This is a genomic window from Chloroflexota bacterium (genome assembly GCA_014360825.1).
Taxonomy (GTDB): Bacteria; Chloroflexota; Anaerolineae; order UBA2200; family JACIWT01; genus JACIWT01.
The window spans coordinates 169,067-187,396 of the sequence record JACIWT010000001.1; the positions used below are offsets into that span (position 1 = coordinate 169,067).

Below are 18,330 nucleotides of genomic sequence, written 5' to 3' on the forward strand. Positions count from 1 at the left end.
GACGCTCTCGCCAGGTTCCGCTATACCATTGCTGGCCTGCTGAGAGAGGACGAGTGATGAGCAATCAATATGAACCCGCGGTGAATATCTCCGGCGAGCATCTACATCTGTCAGCCTTCGTGTTCGTCGCGGTGGTTTTCTTGGCATTGGTACTACTGATATGGCCGACCTCTTTTGGTTTGAGCGCTGCTACCGCCATGCAAATCAGCATTGACCCAGCAAACACGAGCGTCAATGTCGGTGATGAGTTCGACCTGAACATCCGTATTGACGCCGGGGCAGAGGGTGTGGTGGCCACCGATGTTTACCTGAACTTCGATCCCGTTTTTCTAGAAGTGGTAGGGATCACCGACGGCACGCCACTGAGCGTCTTCACGAAGGTCTACAGCAATACTGTCGGCACCATCACCATCGGCGCGGGAACGCTCGGCGATCCGGCATCCGGCACATTTGTGGTTGCTACGCTACGGATGCGGGCTAAGGCCGGGACGGGTGTGTCGCCAACCACCGTTGCCTTTTCGCTCACGGAGCCCCGTCGGACGGTGGTCAAAAACGCTGAAGACGTGAACATCCTGACGGCAGCCAACAACGGCCAGGTTGCCATCAGCGGCCCCACACCAGCTGGGCCCACTCCCACCACTACCTGCACTCCCACTCCAACAACGACCGTACCACCAGGGAAGCCAGCCCGTATCCTACTCCAGCCAGAAACGAGGAACGTTGCCGTTGGCGACACATTCGACTTCCAGATCCAGGTTCAGACTGGGGGCATCGGAGTGGTCGCCGTGGACGTGTATATGAATTTTGACCCGACGTATCTGGAGATCACTGGCATAGACGATGGCACGCCGCTGAGTGTCTTCACCAAAGACTACAATAACACCGTCGGCACCATTACGATTGGCGCCGGGACCCTCGGCGATCCGGTCACAACGGACTTCACTGTGGCCACGCTGCACCTCCGGGCTAAAGCCGGGACAGGTGGGGCGGCGACATGGGTGGTATTTTCGCTCGCTGAACCACGGAAGACAGTGGTGAAGGATGCTGGTGACGTGGACCGCCTGGGTGCGGCCACCGATGGCCAAGTCGTCATCAGTGGCCCTACGCCGACTGGCCCGACTCATACCCCAACGCGCACGGCCACAGCCACGGTTTCGCCGACGCATACCGTTACCCAGACGCCAACGCACACGGCCACCCCTACGGTTACGCAGACGCCACCTACCCCGCCGACGGTGGTGGCTTTCCAATATGGCGTCAGTCCCAGTGCCGACTACGTGGGGGTGACGGATACAACTGTGGATTCCTATCCCCCCACATGGCGGTGTACAGATATCCGGCTGGTTGTGGATTACGCTCGCCAGAGGCGTCCGCTACTCAGGTTTGACATCAGTTCGATCCCTAGGGGCTCCTATGTCGTCTCCGCTACCCTCGAACTGGTGCAAAACGACCACATCAGAAATATGGATTGGTCCCTGGATGTAGCAGTATATCGGGTGCTCAAACCCTGGGACTGGGTTTACTGCCAAGTGTCGTGGAATCAAGCCAGGCCTGACCTGCCCTGGGAAGTACCTGGCTGCGACGGCCCTTCGGACCGGGCCAGCGTCCCCGAAGATGTCAAGACCCTTCAACCCCTGCCAGCACGCGAGAAGCGAGTCGTGGGGTGGTCGGTCACTAACATGGTGCGCGACTGGGTAGCCAACCCGGCCACGAACCAGGGGATGATCTTGATCGGGACCGGTAACACACAGGAGTTCGAGTTCGCTTCGTCGGATTACTATTACGGCGACTATGCCGAGCGGCGACCCAAACTGGTGGTGAGTTACTATGAGCCCACGCCGACGCCTACGGCCACCCTCAGCCCCACGCCCACTCGCACGAGCACGGCCACGCCCACGCCGACGAATACACCACCGCCCGGTGCAATTATGGGCATGGTGTGGGAGGACCTGAACGGCAATGGGATCATGGACCCCGAGGAGGCCAACCGGGGATTGGCTGGCGCGATCATTCATCTCTGGAACAGCGCCAAGACGCAAGAACTCCGCCCAGCCTACACCACCCAGTCCGATGGGCGTTTCGCTTTCGTGGATCTGGCACCAAGTAACTACGTGGTCACGGAGGACAACCCACCCGGCTATACCTCTACTACAAGTGATGAGGTGGGTGTGGTTGTCATCTCCGGTACGGCGACCACCGGGGTGAACTTTGGCAACTGGCGTGCGGGTACTACCCCAACGTTCACACCCACACCCTCACCGCGTTACCGTGTTCGCCTTCCCATCATGGTCAAGAGCATCTGGCGATAACTCCACAACTCCGTCTGGGAAAGCGCCGTTGTGCAACATATCAACTGGCTTTGGCAGCGGTCACGGTGGGCGCTGGACTAAAGAAAGAATGTGTTTGGAGTAAGATGGGGAAGAAACCATACAAGTTTGTCTGGCGTCCTTTTCCCCTCCAACTCTACCTGTGCGCCGAGAACACGGTATTACCAAGAGAGCAGGGGTGAGTATATGCGCGTACATGACCTCAATCATAAGATCTTCTGGATCATGTTGCTGTTCCTCGGTATTTGCCTGTTGCTTTGGCCCTCCTCTGATCGAGGAGCCCAGGCTTCCCCACCCCAGGCTCCTATGCCGCAACCTACCTCTATTAGTTTCCAGTACGGGCTTTATCCCAATCCAGGTTACACGGGTGTGGGTGATACCTATATACGTTCTAATCGTTGGACCAATGCTCATAATGAAGCGGTGCTCTGGGTGGGCGAGGATGTGATCAAATCCCGCTCCTTAATCCGATTCGAGTTGTCTCCTTATATTCCGACGAACGCAGTGGTCACATCGGCTACCTTGCATATGGTCGCGCACCTTTGTGAGCCAACGCCTTGTGCGCCACTGACCGTGGACGCTTTCCGCGTGCTGCGCCCGTGGGTGGTCACTGAAGTCACGTGGTCCTGGCCTGCCGTCAACCAGACTTGGGAGGTTAACGGCTGCGATGGTCCTACTGACCGCGAGATGACCACTAGCGGATGGGGTACGGTGTGTTGTAGTGGCGGAAACTATTTGGATATCCCGATCACTGCGCTTGTGCAGGAGTGGGTAACGCATCCAGCCACCAATTATGGTTTGATCCTCATTCGACGGGCCCCTGCGACGGTGAGTTATAGCCTGCGCAGCAGCGAGACCGGCGCGGATGGTCCGCGCTTAGACGTTACGTATTATGTCCCTACTCCCACGGTCACGCCCACACACACGCGCACTGCTACACCGACCCCCACCGCGACCAGCACGCCAAGCACTGGCGATGTGCGCGGGATGGTATGGAATGATGTGAACGCAAATGGCATTTTGGACAACGGGGAGGTTGGGCTGGCGGGAGCCAAGCTGACCTTGACCGATGTCAGTGGGGTTCAAGTACCTGGCTATCCACCTGTGTGGACAGGCCCGGACGGCCAGTACGCTTTTATGGGCCTTTCGCAGGGCGTCTATAGACTGACCAGAGAGAACCCGCCCGGCTATACCTCTACTACTGTGGATACTGTCGTATTCCCGCTGGCGGCTGGTTCAACGGTGGTCATCAACTTTGGCGCTTACACCGTGCCCACCATTACACCAACAGCGACCCAGACGGGCACGCCTACGCGCACACTGACCCCGTCACCAACGAGCACCACCGGTCCATCGCCCACTGCTACCCGTACATCTACCCCTACGGCAACGGTGCCCACCACCCCGACGCCTACCGCCACGACCCCGCCCGGGAAACCGGTGCGCATTGCGATAGATCCGGCCGCCACCACGCGCAGCGTGGGCGAAGAATTTGATTTGGCGATACGGGTGGATGCGGGCACGACGGGCATTGTGGCTGCAGACGTCTACCTGGACTTCGACCCTGCCTATTTGGAAGTGGTGGGGATCACCGATGGCACGCCGCTCAGCGTACTCGTTAAGATGTACGATAACGCTGCCGGAACCATCAACATCGGCGCGGGAACACTCGGAAGCCCGGCCTCGGGGACATTTGTAATTGCTACGGTGCGAATGCGAGCCAAAGCGGCGACGGGAATATCCCCCACGGTGGTTGCTTTCTCGTTTGTGCCACCACGACAAACGGTCGTCAAAGATGAAGGCGATGTAGATCGCCTCGGCGGCTATACCAATGGCGAGGTGACTATCCTGGGCCCCACGCCTACATGGGAAGCCTCGCCGACGATGACAAACACGCCTGTTGCAACTGGCACTCCAACTCATACACCCACCTACACGCCGGGTCCCTCACCGACACCCACCGCTACCCCACGCGGCACGTTCAACGACCCGGTGCCTGTGTACTGCGGTGGCGTCTATCGCGATACCAATGCCGGCCGACCGGGTGTCATAAGTCAATATAATTGCAAAGAGGGGTACGAGTTTGGTCCCGAGGTGGTGTATACGATTACCATTGGCGACTGGGCACCGACGGTCACCATAGGAGCCGTGCTCACGGGGTTCACCGAGGCTCTGGATGTTTTCATTCTCGGCAGCGCGGACCCACAGGATTGCCTGGCCTGGGGGACTGAAGCAGTGGCCAACGTTACACCGGGCGTATACTACATTATTGTGGACGGACTCCTGCCGGAGTCTATAGGTAACTACACTCTATCTATTTACTGCTACCCGATGCCAGGATACACGCCGACCCCTACATCTACTCCAAGTCCCTCGCCCACTCACACCAGCGGCCCATCACCCACTGCCACACAGACCCATACCCCTGGTCCCTCTCCCACCGCTACCGCCACGCGGACACCCGGACCCAGTTACATCTACTTGCCGGTGATCAAAAAGGCGCCAATTGAGATCCGCATCGATTGTGGCAGCACCGCGCCTTATGTGGACGTCCTGGGTGCTCGCTGGAGCGCAGATTACGCCTACGTTGACGGTGAACATTGGGTCGCTAGGATTCCCATTCCTGGCACGGATGATGACCCACTCTATCAGACTCAGAGGTTTTGGGAGTCCGCACAGCCCTTTGACGCCTACCGCATCCCGAACTTGCCTCCGGGCACGTATCGGGTGGAACTCCGGTTTGCAGAACTGTACTACAAGGCGATCGGATATCGGGTATTTGACGTCTATGTCGAGGGGAATTTGGTTGGAGACAATGTAGACCCCACTGCCTGGGGCATCTCTGCCACAGGTGAATTTTACGGTGCCTTCTCGATTGGCTGGGAGGGGTACATCGGCGATGGCACACTGACTATCCGGTTTGACCCTCGGGCAGGTGCGCCTATCCTAAACGCTATCTATGTGGTCAAACTTGACTGAGACGCGCCATTAAGTATTGCAGCGGGGGAGAATCGTTGATCCAAATAGGAGTCGGAGAGACGGTAGTATCTTGGAAACCATCCACAACGATTGGTCATCTTACTATGCATTCGCAGAGCTTACCCAAATCAAGAGGCACAGCGGTCTGCCCTTCGCCGATGTGGTGTGCTCGGACTACATTGCCCAGTGTTCCTCCTGGCTCGGCGTAGCGATCCTTCTCAAAACGGTCCCCGTAGTCCTTTCGAGGAGAGGCGCCCGATCCTTTTGTGAATGAGTAACTGCAATCTGCCTATTTTGAAACTTATTTTTGACAAATTTACGGTTTTGTGTTACATTTGTGTAATTGTCAGATAGTTTGCGATCCATTACAGGAGATGCAGTTGCCTCCTGATCTCGGCGGTGCGAAACCGTGCCCATGGGGGTAGGAATGTAACCCGGGGCAGACACTATTGCGTGGAGGTAACCTTTGCGTAACCCCTCCGGCTTGTCCAGAACAAGAACCGGCAGCCTCGCCCAGCTGATTTTCGCCCTGATATTTCTCATCGTGGTGGCTTTAGCCTTCCCCCAGTTGCTGCCCTCTGGGGTGGGCGCAACGGCAGATGTTACTCCCGAGGCCCAGATCGTCCCTCCTGGCTACGGGCCCCTGATGCCCCGTATTTTCGTCATGACCGACTGGTGGAACGGCGATTGGGGCAACCCTGACTACCTGTACGAATATGACGACTGGTTCGGGCACAATGTGGTGGTAGGGCACCCGGAGTGGGGGCCGGTGGGCGGCTGGTGGGTCTTTCGCTGGAATGAACTCAATCCCCAGAAGGGGGTGTACGACTGGAGCCTCATTGACGATTACATCCGCACAGCCCAAAAGTACCAGACTGCCCCGTTTCCCAATGGCAGTACCATGCCCAAGCCGGTGGGCATCTCGGTGATGGTCTATGAATTCGGTGACATGGGCACTTACTGGGGCGATTTATATATCCCCAAGTGGGTGATAGACGAGGCGGGGGGCTGGTCTGCAGTCGCAGATTGCTTTGACCCCGATGGCCCCACCGGGTCTTGCAAGCCTTTTTGCACACCCAATTTCCGCAACCCGACCTGGCGGTACTATTTTGATCAATTCGTTATGGCAATGGGGCAGCACCTCGATAACAACCCAGAATTCTTTAACTTGGCTTTCGTCATCATTTCCACTGGCATCAGCGGCGAGGGGTATCAAAGACTCAGTTTCGGCGGGTGTTCCTACGGGTCCAATGACGGTTTTTTTGACGAGTGGAGCAGCCACCTGATAGATGTTTATCACGCTGCCTTTCCCAACACGGTGGTTTTCACGCAGCCCATCGTGCACGGCTTGCACGGGGCGGCGTCGCGTGCTGCTTCCCTCCCTGGGAACCGCATCGGGGTGAAGAGCAACGGCCTGGAGGTGGACCACGGCGCGGCACAAATCCTCTGGGACGGGGTGCTCGTGGGTGGCATTACTGGCTTCGCTGATCTGTACCACGAACGAATCCCCATCGGTTACGAGCCGGCGCACGGGAATGATGTGGCAGGCTCCTACTGGTTCATGATGGATGCCCTCTCGCATCACCCGGACATGATGGACATCCAGTACATGAATTTGATCTACTCGGATCAGGTCTCACGGGATACGGGGTTCCCCCTCCTCGATTTCGCCCGTGCCCACATGGGCCGTACGATCACCGATACCGAAGACGTGTGGATTGTCCTGCGAACCACTTCCAAGACCGATACCACTTGGACGGGGTACGATGGCAAGGTGGTCACCTACGGGCCACAGAAGACCGACTATACCTATTGGCTCTATCGTCCCGACGGCATCCCGCAGAACCAGACGGTAGCGCTCATCGGCTCGACGATGTCGGCCATCCCCTCTCCGGCCCGGCAGCACGCCTACGGAGCGCACAGTGTGCGTCGCACCAACCAGGCCACCAATGACATTTATATGTCCTTTGATATTGACAACCGCTGGCGTTACAGTGGGGCACGCCCGCGCTCGGCTGGAGGGGTAGCCAGTTACGATCTCACGCTCACTTTCTTGAATATGGGCAGCGACACTCTGTCGCTTCAATACACGGACATAAATGGAGTGGTGGTCAACCGCACTATCACCAAAGGCTCTGTGCTGGGTCCGGTCAACCAATGGGTGGACTACACCTGGCACCTGGAGGATGCTTATTTCAACAATGCTCTCCCGGGGAATACGGACTTTCGCATCTCCTGTAATGCCGACGGGGACGAATATATCCACCGCATTATCCTGCGCGCCTCGGGTATCCCTGGGCCCACGCCGGTGCCAACTAAGACCTACCCACCCACTCGCACGCCGACTCGTACTACCACGCCGCCGACCTCCACGCCAACACGGACGAAGACCATTACCCCGGGTGGCCCAACGCCCACTCGCACTGCCGGGCCCACCGCGACGCCTACCCGCACCCTGTCGCCAACACCGCTGCCCCCAGGATATGTCAGCATCACCTTCCGCCAGGGTCTCACAGGCTATACTGGGGCCAGTGACACCCATTTAGTGAGGGAAGGCCCTACCCTCAACTACTGTCCGGTGGAATTGCTGCAGGTGGAGCAGACGGGGTCATACAAAGCGCTTTTCCGTTTCGACGTCTCTTCTATCCCTGCCGGGTCCCTCATCGCCGACGCCCGGCTGCGGCTGTATGCGGTGGGATGGAGTGGCTCGAACATCACCTTCGGCGCCCATTACATTACTCGCACGGTGGAGGTATGTCAGGCTACCTGGAATGAGGCGCGCCTCGGGGAGCCCTGGGGTGCGCCGGGGGCGAGCGATTACAACACCGATATCCGGCAACAACCGGAGGCTACCGTCACGACCAATGACATCCGCCGCTGGTACGAGATAGACCTGACGCAAGTGGTTCGCGGTTGGGTGAGCGGTTCTTTGCCCAACAACGGGGTTCTCCTACAAGCGACAGGGGGGAGCACCTGGAGCAGTTTCTATTTTGCGAGTTCGGAGTATTCGAACGCTGATTTGCGGCCGCAGTTGGTGGTTACCTATCTCCCGCGGACGCCGACGCCCAGTCTTACTCCTATTTTCTCGCCGACACCGACTCGGACCAGCACGGTAACTCGCACTCCCACCCGGACGAGGACTCCCACGGTGACGCCGACGCCATCGCTCACACTTACGCCCACCATCACGCCGACCGGGACACAGATACCGCCGACGCTCACGCGCACACCGACCATCACGCCGACACCCACCGGGCCCACGCGCACGGCGACCGCAACGACAACCCGGACCGCCTCACCCACGGCTACGCCAACGCGAACTATCTCGCCGACGGCTACCCCTACTGTGGCTGGGACGCCGGTCGACCGCATTGATCGGCTCACGTCGCGGGTCAACGTCCTGGAAGCGCTGTTACGACAGATTCTCGACATCTTGACCCGGGCCAGTTCACTGCGAGGGTTGCTGAGGGCTCTACAAGAGTAGGAGAAGAGGACCATATACCCCCGGTTCCGGATACGGGACGGGAGGAGGCATAGTAATGAAACGCAGATCGGGTTGTGTATTGGTGATGACATTGCTGATTGGTGTAGGCATTGGACTCATCGTGGCCCAGACCCACCTTTTGCCGCCCCTGCTCCCGCAAATCACAAGCAAATCCTCCGCGCCCGTATATGCTCTCGATACATCGCGGACGTTGGAGAGCCGCTACGTCATTACTGCGCCTGTGCTGGACGGTAACTTGGCGGATTGGCCGACCGTGCCCTCCATCACGATGGATGCTGCCTCGTGCGATTACGTGGCGGGCACAATCGGCGGTGTGAACGATTGCTCGGCCTCGGTGCGCAGTGTGTGGGATGACACCAATGTCTACTTTGGCATTGATGTGACGGACGATGTGCTCAAGTCCGACGACCCCTCCTATATCTGGCGCGATGACTCGGTGGAAATCGGCCTGGACGGTGCCCGTGACCGCGTGTTCTGGAACCCAGACGACCACCAGTACGCAGTGGCCAGCGATGGGCGCACGTTCTACCTGGGCGCGCCCACGACCGAGTTGTCGGCGGCGGTGCAGGTGCGGTCCGGTGGCTACATTGTCGAGATGGCTGTCCCGCTCAATCGCCTGGTGCTCAGCGGGCAGGTGATCTCGGGCACAGTGTGTGGCTTCACTGTGGGACTCCGCGACGATGACGATAATGGCACCTGGGATGGCTATCTGGTTTGGGCAGGGACGACGACCTTTGGCATCGCGGAGAACTTCGGGGAGTTGCGTTTTGTGGGTCAACCTCCGCCGGTATGTGACGTGCGGTTGGATCAGTTGGAGGCCCGGTTGGCCGACCTGGAGCGGAAGATCCAGCAGTTGCTCGATATCCTGAGCGAGTTCGGCAGTATTATCCCTCCGCGCTGATCCCTACGAGATAAGAAAGCGGGAGCGTCTAAGCCCCCGCTTTTCATTTTTATGGAGCGGGCAGCCTCAAGGTGCGATGGATAACTCGCAATCTGCTGTTACGTGGATCCAGTAGCCCCATCCTGGCCTCATCTCGGTCAAATCGTTCAGGAAGGGCGGGACATTCACGTCATATTTCTTCCACGGATCGGTGGTGTCGGAAGCGTCATAAGCATAGACCAGATCGTACAGCCCATCAATTGTGCGCAGGGCGTAGGCGACCGGCTGCGATGTGTTCAGTGGGTACCCCACCAGATTCCACCCTGCGCACAAGGGGATGGTAACCTCAGTCACGCGATGTCCCGAGATGGACAGAGTGGCGGCACTCATCCCGTGTAGCCAAAAGCCTTCCGTCTCATGGATGTTTTGCAGGTCGTTCAGGAAAGGCGGGACGTTGGTGTCGTACTTCTTCCACGGGTCTGCTTGGTCGCAACCCTCGTAGGCGTACACCAGGTCGTAGGCCCCGGCGATAGGGGCCAGGAGTTCCTCGACGGCGGGCGAATCCGGCTCGATGGGCAGGGAGAGCAGGTTCCAGCCCATCACGATGGGCAGATAGGCGGTGGCGACTGGCCCGGGAGTACGCGTCTGGGTCGGGGTGGAGGTCGGGCTGGCGGTGTGGCTGGGCGTCGGCGTGGAAGTGTTCGTTGGTGTCTGGGTGGGAGTGGATGTGGCGGTGGGGGTCAGCGCGGGCAAAGCCTTGGTATATTGCCAAACCCCTTCGTAGTAAGCGCCCGGGTCATTGCCCAGCATGGTCATCACCAAGTCCATCTGGGTGCTTTGCCAGTGCCCGGCCAGACAGGTGAAGTTCTTGAATCGGAAATCGGTTCCCAGTCCTTCGTCCATGAGTCGCCAGTTCAAGCCGTCGTTGGTTGTTTCGTACACGCCGTATCTGGTTGCCGCATAGACTGTATGGTCCAGTGGGTACCGGGCAGATACCAACACGGATCGCACGCTGTAGGCGGCCGGATAGAGGCCGGTGCCATTGGCATAAGACCAAGTCGTGCCGCCATCTGTGGAGCGGATTATGCCCTGCGGTTCGCCCTCATTGCCCCAGGTACCGGCGTAGATCACCTGGTCGGTGATCCCATAGCCAGGCGAAAAGGAGAAGGAGCGAACGTAAGCGCTGGGGGCAGGCACCCCACCCGGCAGCCACACGATCTGTGACCACCTGCCGCTTGCCGCAGTCCAACGGTGCAGGGTGCCATCCTTGCGCGTGCCCATAAAGATAGTGCCATCGTTGGCATAATTGGGCGAGAAAGCCAACGCCATGACAAACCCCTCCGACGCGTTGCCGCCAACAGATAGGCCCTCGTTGAACGGAGCCCAACTATTGCCCCCATCCGTGGAGCGGTACACCCCGCCGCCCCACGTCCCCGCTATAATCGTGTGGTCGTTGTTCCAATTGGGTGAGATGGCCAACGCTTGTATGTTGAGTTTGTACGGGATCGTTGGCAATCCGTTTTCCGCCGGCGTCCAGGTGACACCTCGGTCCATGGAGCGGAGTATCGAGTGCTCTGGTGGGCTGGAGCCGGCGTATTCTCCGGCGAAGACCACGTAATTCCCCTCGGCATCGGGAGGTGACACGGCCAACGCTACGATCCAGGTGTCGCTGGGGAACGACTCCACGTCCCAGTGAGCGCCCCTATCCGTCGAGATGGCCAGGTTCCCCTGTGCGCCGACGAACAGAGTGGAATCGGTGGCGTAGTGGGGGGAGAGCGCCACCGTCCAGCAAGCCTGGACCCAATACGGCCCGCACGGTGTCCACTGGTTGATCCCCGCATCCGCCGGTACGAGCAGGAAGGTGGCTGCTGCCAGTGTGATCGCCACCGTGACGCCGATTTTGCTGTGCCTTACGCTATTCCTGGCCATCCGTTCCCTGAATCCGTTGACAGCAATCCGTGTTACTTCACGATGATCGGCAGGTGGACGACGTGGCTCGCCGGACCGGGATTGGAGGCCACGAACAGCCCGAAATCCGTCAGGTGGGTGAGAAGAGCCCACACCGCGTTGTCGCTCATATTGTGACCGGTGGGGATGTCCACCCAGGACCGCGTAGTTGGGTCATAATAACGCAGCACCAGATGTTCTTCATCCAATCCAGCCACTTCGGAATCGCGATACCAAAGCACGATCATCGCGGCGCTGCGCAGGTTGGTGATGGGCAGGCCGTTCAAGTCGCGCATCCACAGCCGGAAGTGACGCAGCGCGGCGTCATCCTGACCTTCGATGGGCAGGGGCAAGGGCACGAATTCCGCCACCGCGTTGGTGAACACACTCATAGGCGGAAAGACGATCCAATACAAATGGTCATTGGTCCAGAGGGTGCCGCCATCCGTGGGACTGATGTTGACCGCCGTGGGCGCAGTGGTAGGCAGGGGCGTTCCGCTAGGCGTGGGCGAAGCGGTAGATGTGGTGGTCGCCCGCGGCGTCTCGGTGGCGGTAGGAGAGATAGTGGGCGTGCCAGTTTCAGTGGGCGTAGGCGTGGTTGTACCCGTAGGTGAGGGCGTTGGGATGTTGCAGCGAAGATTCACAGGTTCGTTGTACGGATGGGTGCAAGACCAACTGGACCAGGCCCAGCAGGTGCTGCCGTCGGGTGTCTGGAGCATGAAGGTTACGTTGCTTCCCGCAGAGCAACACGCTTGCATCTCGTAGTAGCCGTCTGCGCCGGTGGTCTGCCCTGTTCCGACTGACACCCCGCCGCTCCAGGCGCGGATGATGGTGTGCAGCGGGGCCGGCAGATTGTTGATGGTAACGTAGCCGTGAATGGTGCTGCACTGGGGTGTGGGCGTGGCCGTGCGGGTGGGGGTGTTAGTTGGAGTGCTGGTGGGCGCCGGCGTTGACGTTGGGGTGGAGCAATACAGGTCGACTTGATCGATTCCCCAAGAGTGCCAGGTGCCCTGGCCACCCCAACAACTAGTCTGACTGGTAGTTACCCAGAACCTCACGGTGGCATTCTCGTATCCGCCTTCCGCGCTAGTGATCTCCACGCTGTACCAGGTCCATTCATCTGTCCACGTGTACACGTTGCAGGCTTTAATAAACCGGCCGTCGATATACGCTGCTACGCTGGTGCCGGGGACACCTGGGTCGGAAAGATCGACGTAAATGCGGCCCTTACAGTTCCATGGAGGCGGAGGTGGTGTCTGGGCTCCTACTGCCGTCGGCGATAGCGCCATCACCATGGCTAATGCTAGCCATACCTTTGCGACTGTGCGTGCGTGGAGCTTCATAAATTTATAGTCTCCTTCATCCCAGGATAAGTGCGGGTGCTCATTCGGCTAAGATCAGGGTGCAATCGCTGGTCACGTGGATCCAGTAGCCCCATCCAGGCCGCAATTCGGTTAAATCGTTCAGGAAGGGCGGGACGTTCACGTCGTATTTCTTCCACGGATCGGCGGTGTCGGAAGCGTCATAAGCATAGACCAAATCGTACCACCCGTCAATGGTGCGCAGGGCGTAGGTTACCGGTTGCGATGTGCCCAACGGATATCCCACCAGGTTCCACCCCGCGCACAAGGGGATGGTAACCTCGCTCACGCGGTGCCCCGAGACGGGCAGGGTGGTAGTGCTCGTCCCGTGTAGCCAAAAGCCCTCCGTCTCGTGGATGTCTTGCAGGTCGTTCAGGAAGGGCGGGACGTTGGTGTCGTACTTCTTCCACGGGTCTGCTTGGTCGCAACCCTCGTAGGCGTACACCAGGTCGTAGGCCCCGGCGATGGGGGCCAGGAGGTCCTCGAGGGCGGACGAATCCGGCTCGATGGGCAGGGAGAGCAGGTTCCAGCCGACGACGATGGGCAGATAGGCGGTGGCTACCGGCCCGGGGGTGCGCGTCTGGGTCGGGGTGGGGCTGGGGCCTGGGGTACGGGTGGGCGTTGGCGTCCGCGTGGCCGTGGGCGTGGGCAGCGGCTGCAGGGTGTAGGTGATGTTCAGCCGCGCCGCGTTGCTCGGCGAGCCCTCATAGGAACAGACATTCCGGGCGGTGGACCCCGGCTCGGGGATGAGGAGCAAGTTGATGGCGTTGCCCGATTGCCACCCCGGCCGGTTCACGATCTGCTGGATGACGGCGGCCAGGTCCGGTGATGTGCCAAATATGATCTGATCGGCGGGCAGGTGCCAGGTAACGTAGGCGCTGGTGCGGGGTCGCTCGGACAAGGTGAGCAACTGGAAATCCACGCCCCGGTCCACGTCCTCCGCGTATATCCGCACCGTCATCTCCCCCGCCGTGTAATCCTTGTTCTGCACGACCAGGCTGGCGGAGGTGATGATTGCCCCGCGGGGGATGGTGATATCCCGAAAACGGAAGCCTGCCGGGTGCATGCCGATCTGCACGGCCAGGGTATAACTATCGGTGACCCCGTTCAATTGCCAGTGGTCGTTCCAAGGCGCGTTCACCTGCCGGGTGATAGAAACGGAGGGCATCGCCGCGTTGGAAACCGTTACGGTGCGCGTGGCCTGGGCCACCTGGGAGTAGGTGGCCGTGTCATAGGCCTCGGCTTTCACCTCGTAGGTGCCGTTGGGGTAAAGCCAGGTATTCCAGGTAACGGTGCGTTGCGTGGAGGTAGGGAATGGCTGGTTGAAGTTGTTCACGTCGCTGCAATCCACGCGCTGGATCATGGTCCAGGTCCCACCGGCAGGCCGGACGTAGAAGTTCATCCAGCGGATGCCGCGGTCATCGGTGGCGGTTGCGGTCAGGTTGACCTCTCCGCTAACGGTGGCTCCCTGCGAAGGTGTGTCCATGGTCACCGTGGGCGGGTTCTCCGGCAGGCCACCGCTCACTACCACTTCTACCGGATCGCTCCAGACGGCATGGCCCCAGGTGTCATAGACGCGGGCGAGCAGGACGTGGCGACCGTTGCGCTCACTGCCCGTGTTCCAGTTCCAACTGAATCCCGCGCTCGTGCCGCCCACGCCCAGATCGCTGGAGGCGAGCGCGCCGTCCACGTAAATCCGCACTTTGCTCAGACCCTCCGCATCGCTGGCCACGCCGGTAACGTTCACCACCCCGCTCACCGGGCCAGGGATGGGCGAGGTAATGGTGGCCGATGGTTCGTCGTCTGGCGGGGTGGTCTTGATGGGAATGGAGGTGATGGTCGAGCCACCTGCGGAGTCGGCGGCGTGCACGTAAAGGGTGTGCGGGCCTGGGCTGACACTGGAGGCATCCCACCACGCTTCCCAGAGGCCGTTCGCGTTCTGGGTCATCGCTTGCCAGCCGGTGGAATCCACCTGGTATGAGACGCTGGTAATGGTGGCCGGAGAGAAGACGACCGCTCGGACGGGTTGGAGGCCCTCGATGGCCCGCGTGTCGGTGTCGCCGGTGGAGAGAGTAGGGGTGTAATAACGTTGCGGGCTGGCGATCACCACGAAGGGCCAGGATGTCTCCTCGGTACCCAACGTGCTGCCCACTATGTCGCCCTGGACGGTGAGAACGCGGAAATAGCCCAGTTCTCCTGCCGGGGCGCTATCAATATGAAGGGCCTCGCTACGCAACGGATCGTCACACTGCCACTCGATGTGGATGTGCCCATTGAGATGGGCCAGCACGTTGTATTTCCTCATCAGGTCGAGGATCTGTAGGCGAGCCGTCGGGTCAGGATGCAGCCGGCTGGTGCCCCACCATTCGGCAGCCCAATCGGGCTGGACGAGGGGGTAGTGGCTAGCCAGAATGATCTTCTTATTCGGCGCGTTTTGGCGCAACTCGTTCTCCAGCCACTTTATGTTGACGTACTGAGTGTCCACGGTGTGTAGGCTGTCAAAGCCGATCACTTGCACGTCACCCAGGTCATAACTGAAATAGCGTGGCCAGCCGTAGCCTAACCAGAGGCTCACGGGGTAGTCGTGATTGCCAGGGACCTTCAGATAGGGCACGGTAGCATGGCTGATAGCGTTGTCGGACACAGCATAAGAGTAATTGTCCACTACGGTAACTGTGTCGCCCGTGTCCACCACGATCGGGGGGCGAATGATTTCGTTGCTTTTCAATATGTTGCGCTTGAACTTGCGCTCCCAAACATTCTTGTCCTTAGTCCCCTCGTAGTCGGCGGAGGTGCCCATGTGGGCATCGCTGACGTGTACGAAATAGGTCACCTCGGCGGGGGTCGGAGTCGCAGAGAATATGGTCCCGGCGCTTTGGTATTCGTTCCGGGTTAGCAAAGACCCCTCCGATGCCACGTCCAGGGCCGTGGATTCCGCCTGCCAGAATGCCGAAACGAACGCATCTCCGACGCCCCACCACAGGGCTACGGCCAGACTCACTAATGCGAAAAGCGACGCTATTACTTGTCGGGAGGTGCCTCGTTCTTTCGGCATCGGGTGATCGGATATCCTCTCTGTTAGGTTCACAATGCAGGCGCTAACCTTTCCGCACGCTCTACAAGCACATCAGTTCAGGCGTTGCAAGTGGGCGAAACTGGCCATCAATCGCTTGATGCTGCCGCTCACGAAGGCCACGGTAACCCGCTCGTCTGCACCCTGCACCTCGCTGGAGACGACAATCCCTTCGCCGAACTGGGGGTGTCTGACCCGATCGCCGGCGCGAAAAGAGGGAAACGCAGGTGGGTGGGGCGCTTCGGGGAGACGGGGTCGTGCGGGGGCCCTTTTCTCCTGTCCCTCGACCAGCCGTGCCGGGATATCGGCCAGAAAGCGCGAGGGTTCGCTAAGCCGTGGCATGCCGAACATCGTGCGCCGAAAGGTGTGGACCAGGTAAAGGCGGCGCTTGGCCCGCGTGATGCCAACGTAGCACAGCCGCCGCTCCTCCTCCATCTCATCCGGTTCATCCATGCTGCGACTGTGCGGGAACAGCCCCTCCTCCATCCCCACGATGAACACAGCGTAAAATTCCAAGCCTTTGGCTGTGTGCAGGGTAAGCAGTGTTGGCGCGTCTGCTGCCTCGTCCAGGTTATCCACGTCGGAGACCAGCGCTACCTCCTCCAGGAAGGTGGTGAGGCTTTCGGCAGGCGGCAGGTGCTCGTATTCCCGGGCCACAGTGCGTAGTTCCATGATGTTCGCCCAGCGGTCTTCGCCTTCATCTGTGCCATCGCGGACGTAGTCGGCGTAGCCGGTCACTTCCAATACCTCATCCAGCAGGCCCAGCACGTCTTTCTCCTGGCGGGCGGCCATCAACGCCTGCCAGGTGTTATAGAAAGCCACCAGCGCGCGCTGGCCTCGCGTATCCAGCGGAGGCACGGGCAAATCGTCCTGCACCGCGCCATCCTCCCGCGCCGCCAAGAGTTGCAGGGCCGTGTAAATGGGCATATTCATTTCTGCGGCCCAACGCTCGAGGCCGTGGATTGTGGTTTGCCCAATCCCTCGCGGCGGAACGTTGATGACCCGCTCCAGGCTGACCCCATCGAAGGGGTTGGCGAGCAGCCGCAAGTAGGCCAGCACGTCCTTAATTTCTCGGCGCTCGTAGAAGCGCGTCGCCCCCACCAGTTTGTAGGGCAGGTTGTGTCGCACAAAGGCATCCTCGATCACCCGGGATTGGGCGTTGGTGCGGTACATCACGGCGCAATCTTTGAGCCGACATTCGCCCTGTTTCACTAGTTCCTCGATCTGGCTCACCACATAGTCCGCTTCTTCCTGCTCGTCGTAGGCCTCGAAGATGGTGAGTTGTGGCCCCTCGGGGTTTTCTGTCCATAGTTTTTTGTCTGTGCGCTGAGTGTTCAGCGAAATTACGTACCGCGCTGCATCCAAGATGACTTGGCTGGAGCGGTAGTTCTGTTCCAACAAGATCACCCGGGCCTGTGGATAATCTTGTTGGAAGCGGTGCACGTTGCGGAAGTCCGCGCCGCGCCAGGAATATACAGATTGGTCTTCGTCGCCAACCACGAACAGGTTACCACTCTGAGTGGCAATCATGCGCAAGATGGTATATTGGCAAGCGTCCGTATCCTGGAATTCGTCCACCAGGAGGTACTGGTAACGGCGGCGGTACTTTGCCAAGATATCTTCATGACGCTGGAACGTGCGCGCGGTGAGCATCAACAGGTCATCGAAGTCCAGGGCATTGTTCTGGGAGAGCAGTTCCTGGTAGCGACGATAGACACGCCCGGCGATCTCGTGCCAATAGGTGGGCGGGCTATATTCCTCTGGCAGCACCAGCGCGCTCTTCGCCTTTGAAATGGCGTTTTGAATCGCCCGGGGGCGGTACATTTTTTCGTCTAAGTTCAGGTCTTTGAGTGCTTGCCGGATGAGGCGCAACTGATCGTCGTCATCATAGATGACGAAACTACTCTTGAGCCCGATACGGTCCGCCTCCCGGCGCAGAATGCGAGCGCAAATGGCATGGAACGTGCCGATGGTTAACCGCCCCAATGGCCCTGGCCCGATGAGATCCACCAAGCGCGTCTTCATTTCGCGGGCCGCTTTGTTCGTGAAGGTAACGGCCATAATATGATAGGGGTCAATACCGCACACCGAGATAAGGTAAGCCACACGATGAGTGAGCACACGGGTCTTGCCGGAGCCTGGGCCAGCCAGGACCAGCACGGGCCCATCCGTGGCTTGTACGGCCTCGCGCTGGGGCGGATTCAGGTTGCGCAGGAGAGCGTGAACACGTTCTTCGGGCATAGTAATTGAAAATATTA

8 protein-coding genes are annotated in these 18,330 nt (G+C 59.5%); 4 read left to right on the plus strand and 4 right to left on the minus strand.

The window, feature by feature from the left end:
* Positions 1–56: 56 nt before the first annotated feature.
* The 4 genes from H5T64_00715 (at position 57) to H5T64_00730 (ending at position 9,712) form a co-directional block, all read left to right on the plus strand.
* Entirely contained in the window at positions 57–2,309 is a 2,253-nt protein-coding gene (locus H5T64_00715; GenBank protein MBC7262862.1) for a DNRLRE domain-containing protein, read from the plus strand.
* 204 nt (positions 2,310–2,513) lie between these two features.
* Positions 2,514–5,306 (plus strand): DNRLRE domain-containing protein, encoded by a 2,793-nt coding sequence (locus tag H5T64_00720; protein ID MBC7262863.1) that lies wholly within the window; start codon positions 2,514–2,516, stop codon positions 5,304–5,306.
* Between the two features lie 466 nt (positions 5,307–5,772).
* Positions 5,773–8,790: a DNRLRE domain-containing protein gene (locus H5T64_00725; GenBank protein MBC7262864.1), complete on the plus strand. Its 3,018-nt coding sequence runs from the start codon at positions 5,773–5,775 to the stop codon at positions 8,788–8,790.
* 55 nt (positions 8,791–8,845) lie between these two features.
* Positions 8,846–9,712, plus strand: coding sequence for a hypothetical protein (locus H5T64_00730; GenBank protein MBC7262865.1), 867 nt, complete (start codon positions 8,846–8,848; stop codon positions 9,710–9,712).
* Positions 9,713–9,778: 66 nt separating this feature from the next.
* On the opposite strand, the gene H5T64_00735 is transcribed toward H5T64_00730, so the two are convergent.
* The 4 genes from H5T64_00735 to H5T64_00750 all read right to left on the minus strand — a co-directional run bounded on the left by H5T64_00735 (position 9,779) and on the right by H5T64_00750 (position 18,313).
* Entirely contained in the window at positions 9,779–11,620 is a 1,842-nt protein-coding gene (locus H5T64_00735; protein ID MBC7262866.1) for a hypothetical protein, read from the minus strand.
* 32 nt (positions 11,621–11,652) lie between these two features.
* Complete coding sequence (locus tag H5T64_00740; protein MBC7262867.1) at positions 11,653–12,981, minus strand: hypothetical protein; 1,329 nt, start codon at positions 12,979–12,981, stop codon at positions 11,653–11,655.
* 40 nt (positions 12,982–13,021) lie between these two features.
* Positions 13,022–16,054 (minus strand): metallophosphoesterase, encoded by a 3,033-nt coding sequence (locus H5T64_00745; GenBank protein MBC7262868.1) that lies wholly within the window; start codon positions 16,052–16,054, stop codon positions 13,022–13,024.
* 72 nt (positions 16,055–16,126) lie between these two features.
* Positions 16,127–18,313, minus strand: coding sequence for a UvrD-helicase domain-containing protein (locus H5T64_00750; GenBank protein ID MBC7262869.1), 2,187 nt, complete (start codon positions 18,311–18,313; stop codon positions 16,127–16,129).
* Positions 18,314–18,330 lie beyond the last annotated feature (17 nt).

Excerpts from the sequence above, each read along its gene's own strand:
- H5T64_00735 (MBC7262866.1), bottom strand. The coding sequence starts at position 11,620 with ATGGCCAGGAATAGCGTAAGGCACAGCAAAATCGGCGTCACGGTGGCG.
- H5T64_00715 (MBC7262862.1), top strand. The coding sequence starts at position 57 with ATGAGCAATCAATATGAACCCGCGGTGAATATCTCCGGCGAGCATCTA.
- H5T64_00730 (MBC7262865.1), top strand. The coding sequence starts at position 8,846 with ATGAAACGCAGATCGGGTTGTGTATTGGTGATGACATTGCTGATTGGT.
- H5T64_00740 (MBC7262867.1), bottom strand. The coding sequence starts at position 12,981 with ATGAAGCTCCACGCACGCACAGTCGCAAAGGTATGGCTAGCATTAGCC.
- H5T64_00720 (MBC7262863.1), top strand. The coding sequence starts at position 2,514 with ATGCGCGTACATGACCTCAATCATAAGATCTTCTGGATCATGTTGCTG.
- H5T64_00750 (MBC7262869.1), bottom strand. The coding sequence starts at position 18,313 with ATGCCCGAAGAACGTGTTCACGCTCTCCTGCGCAACCTGAATCCGCCC.
- H5T64_00745 (MBC7262868.1), bottom strand. The coding sequence starts at position 16,054 with ATGCCGAAAGAACGAGGCACCTCCCGACAAGTAATAGCGTCGCTTTTC.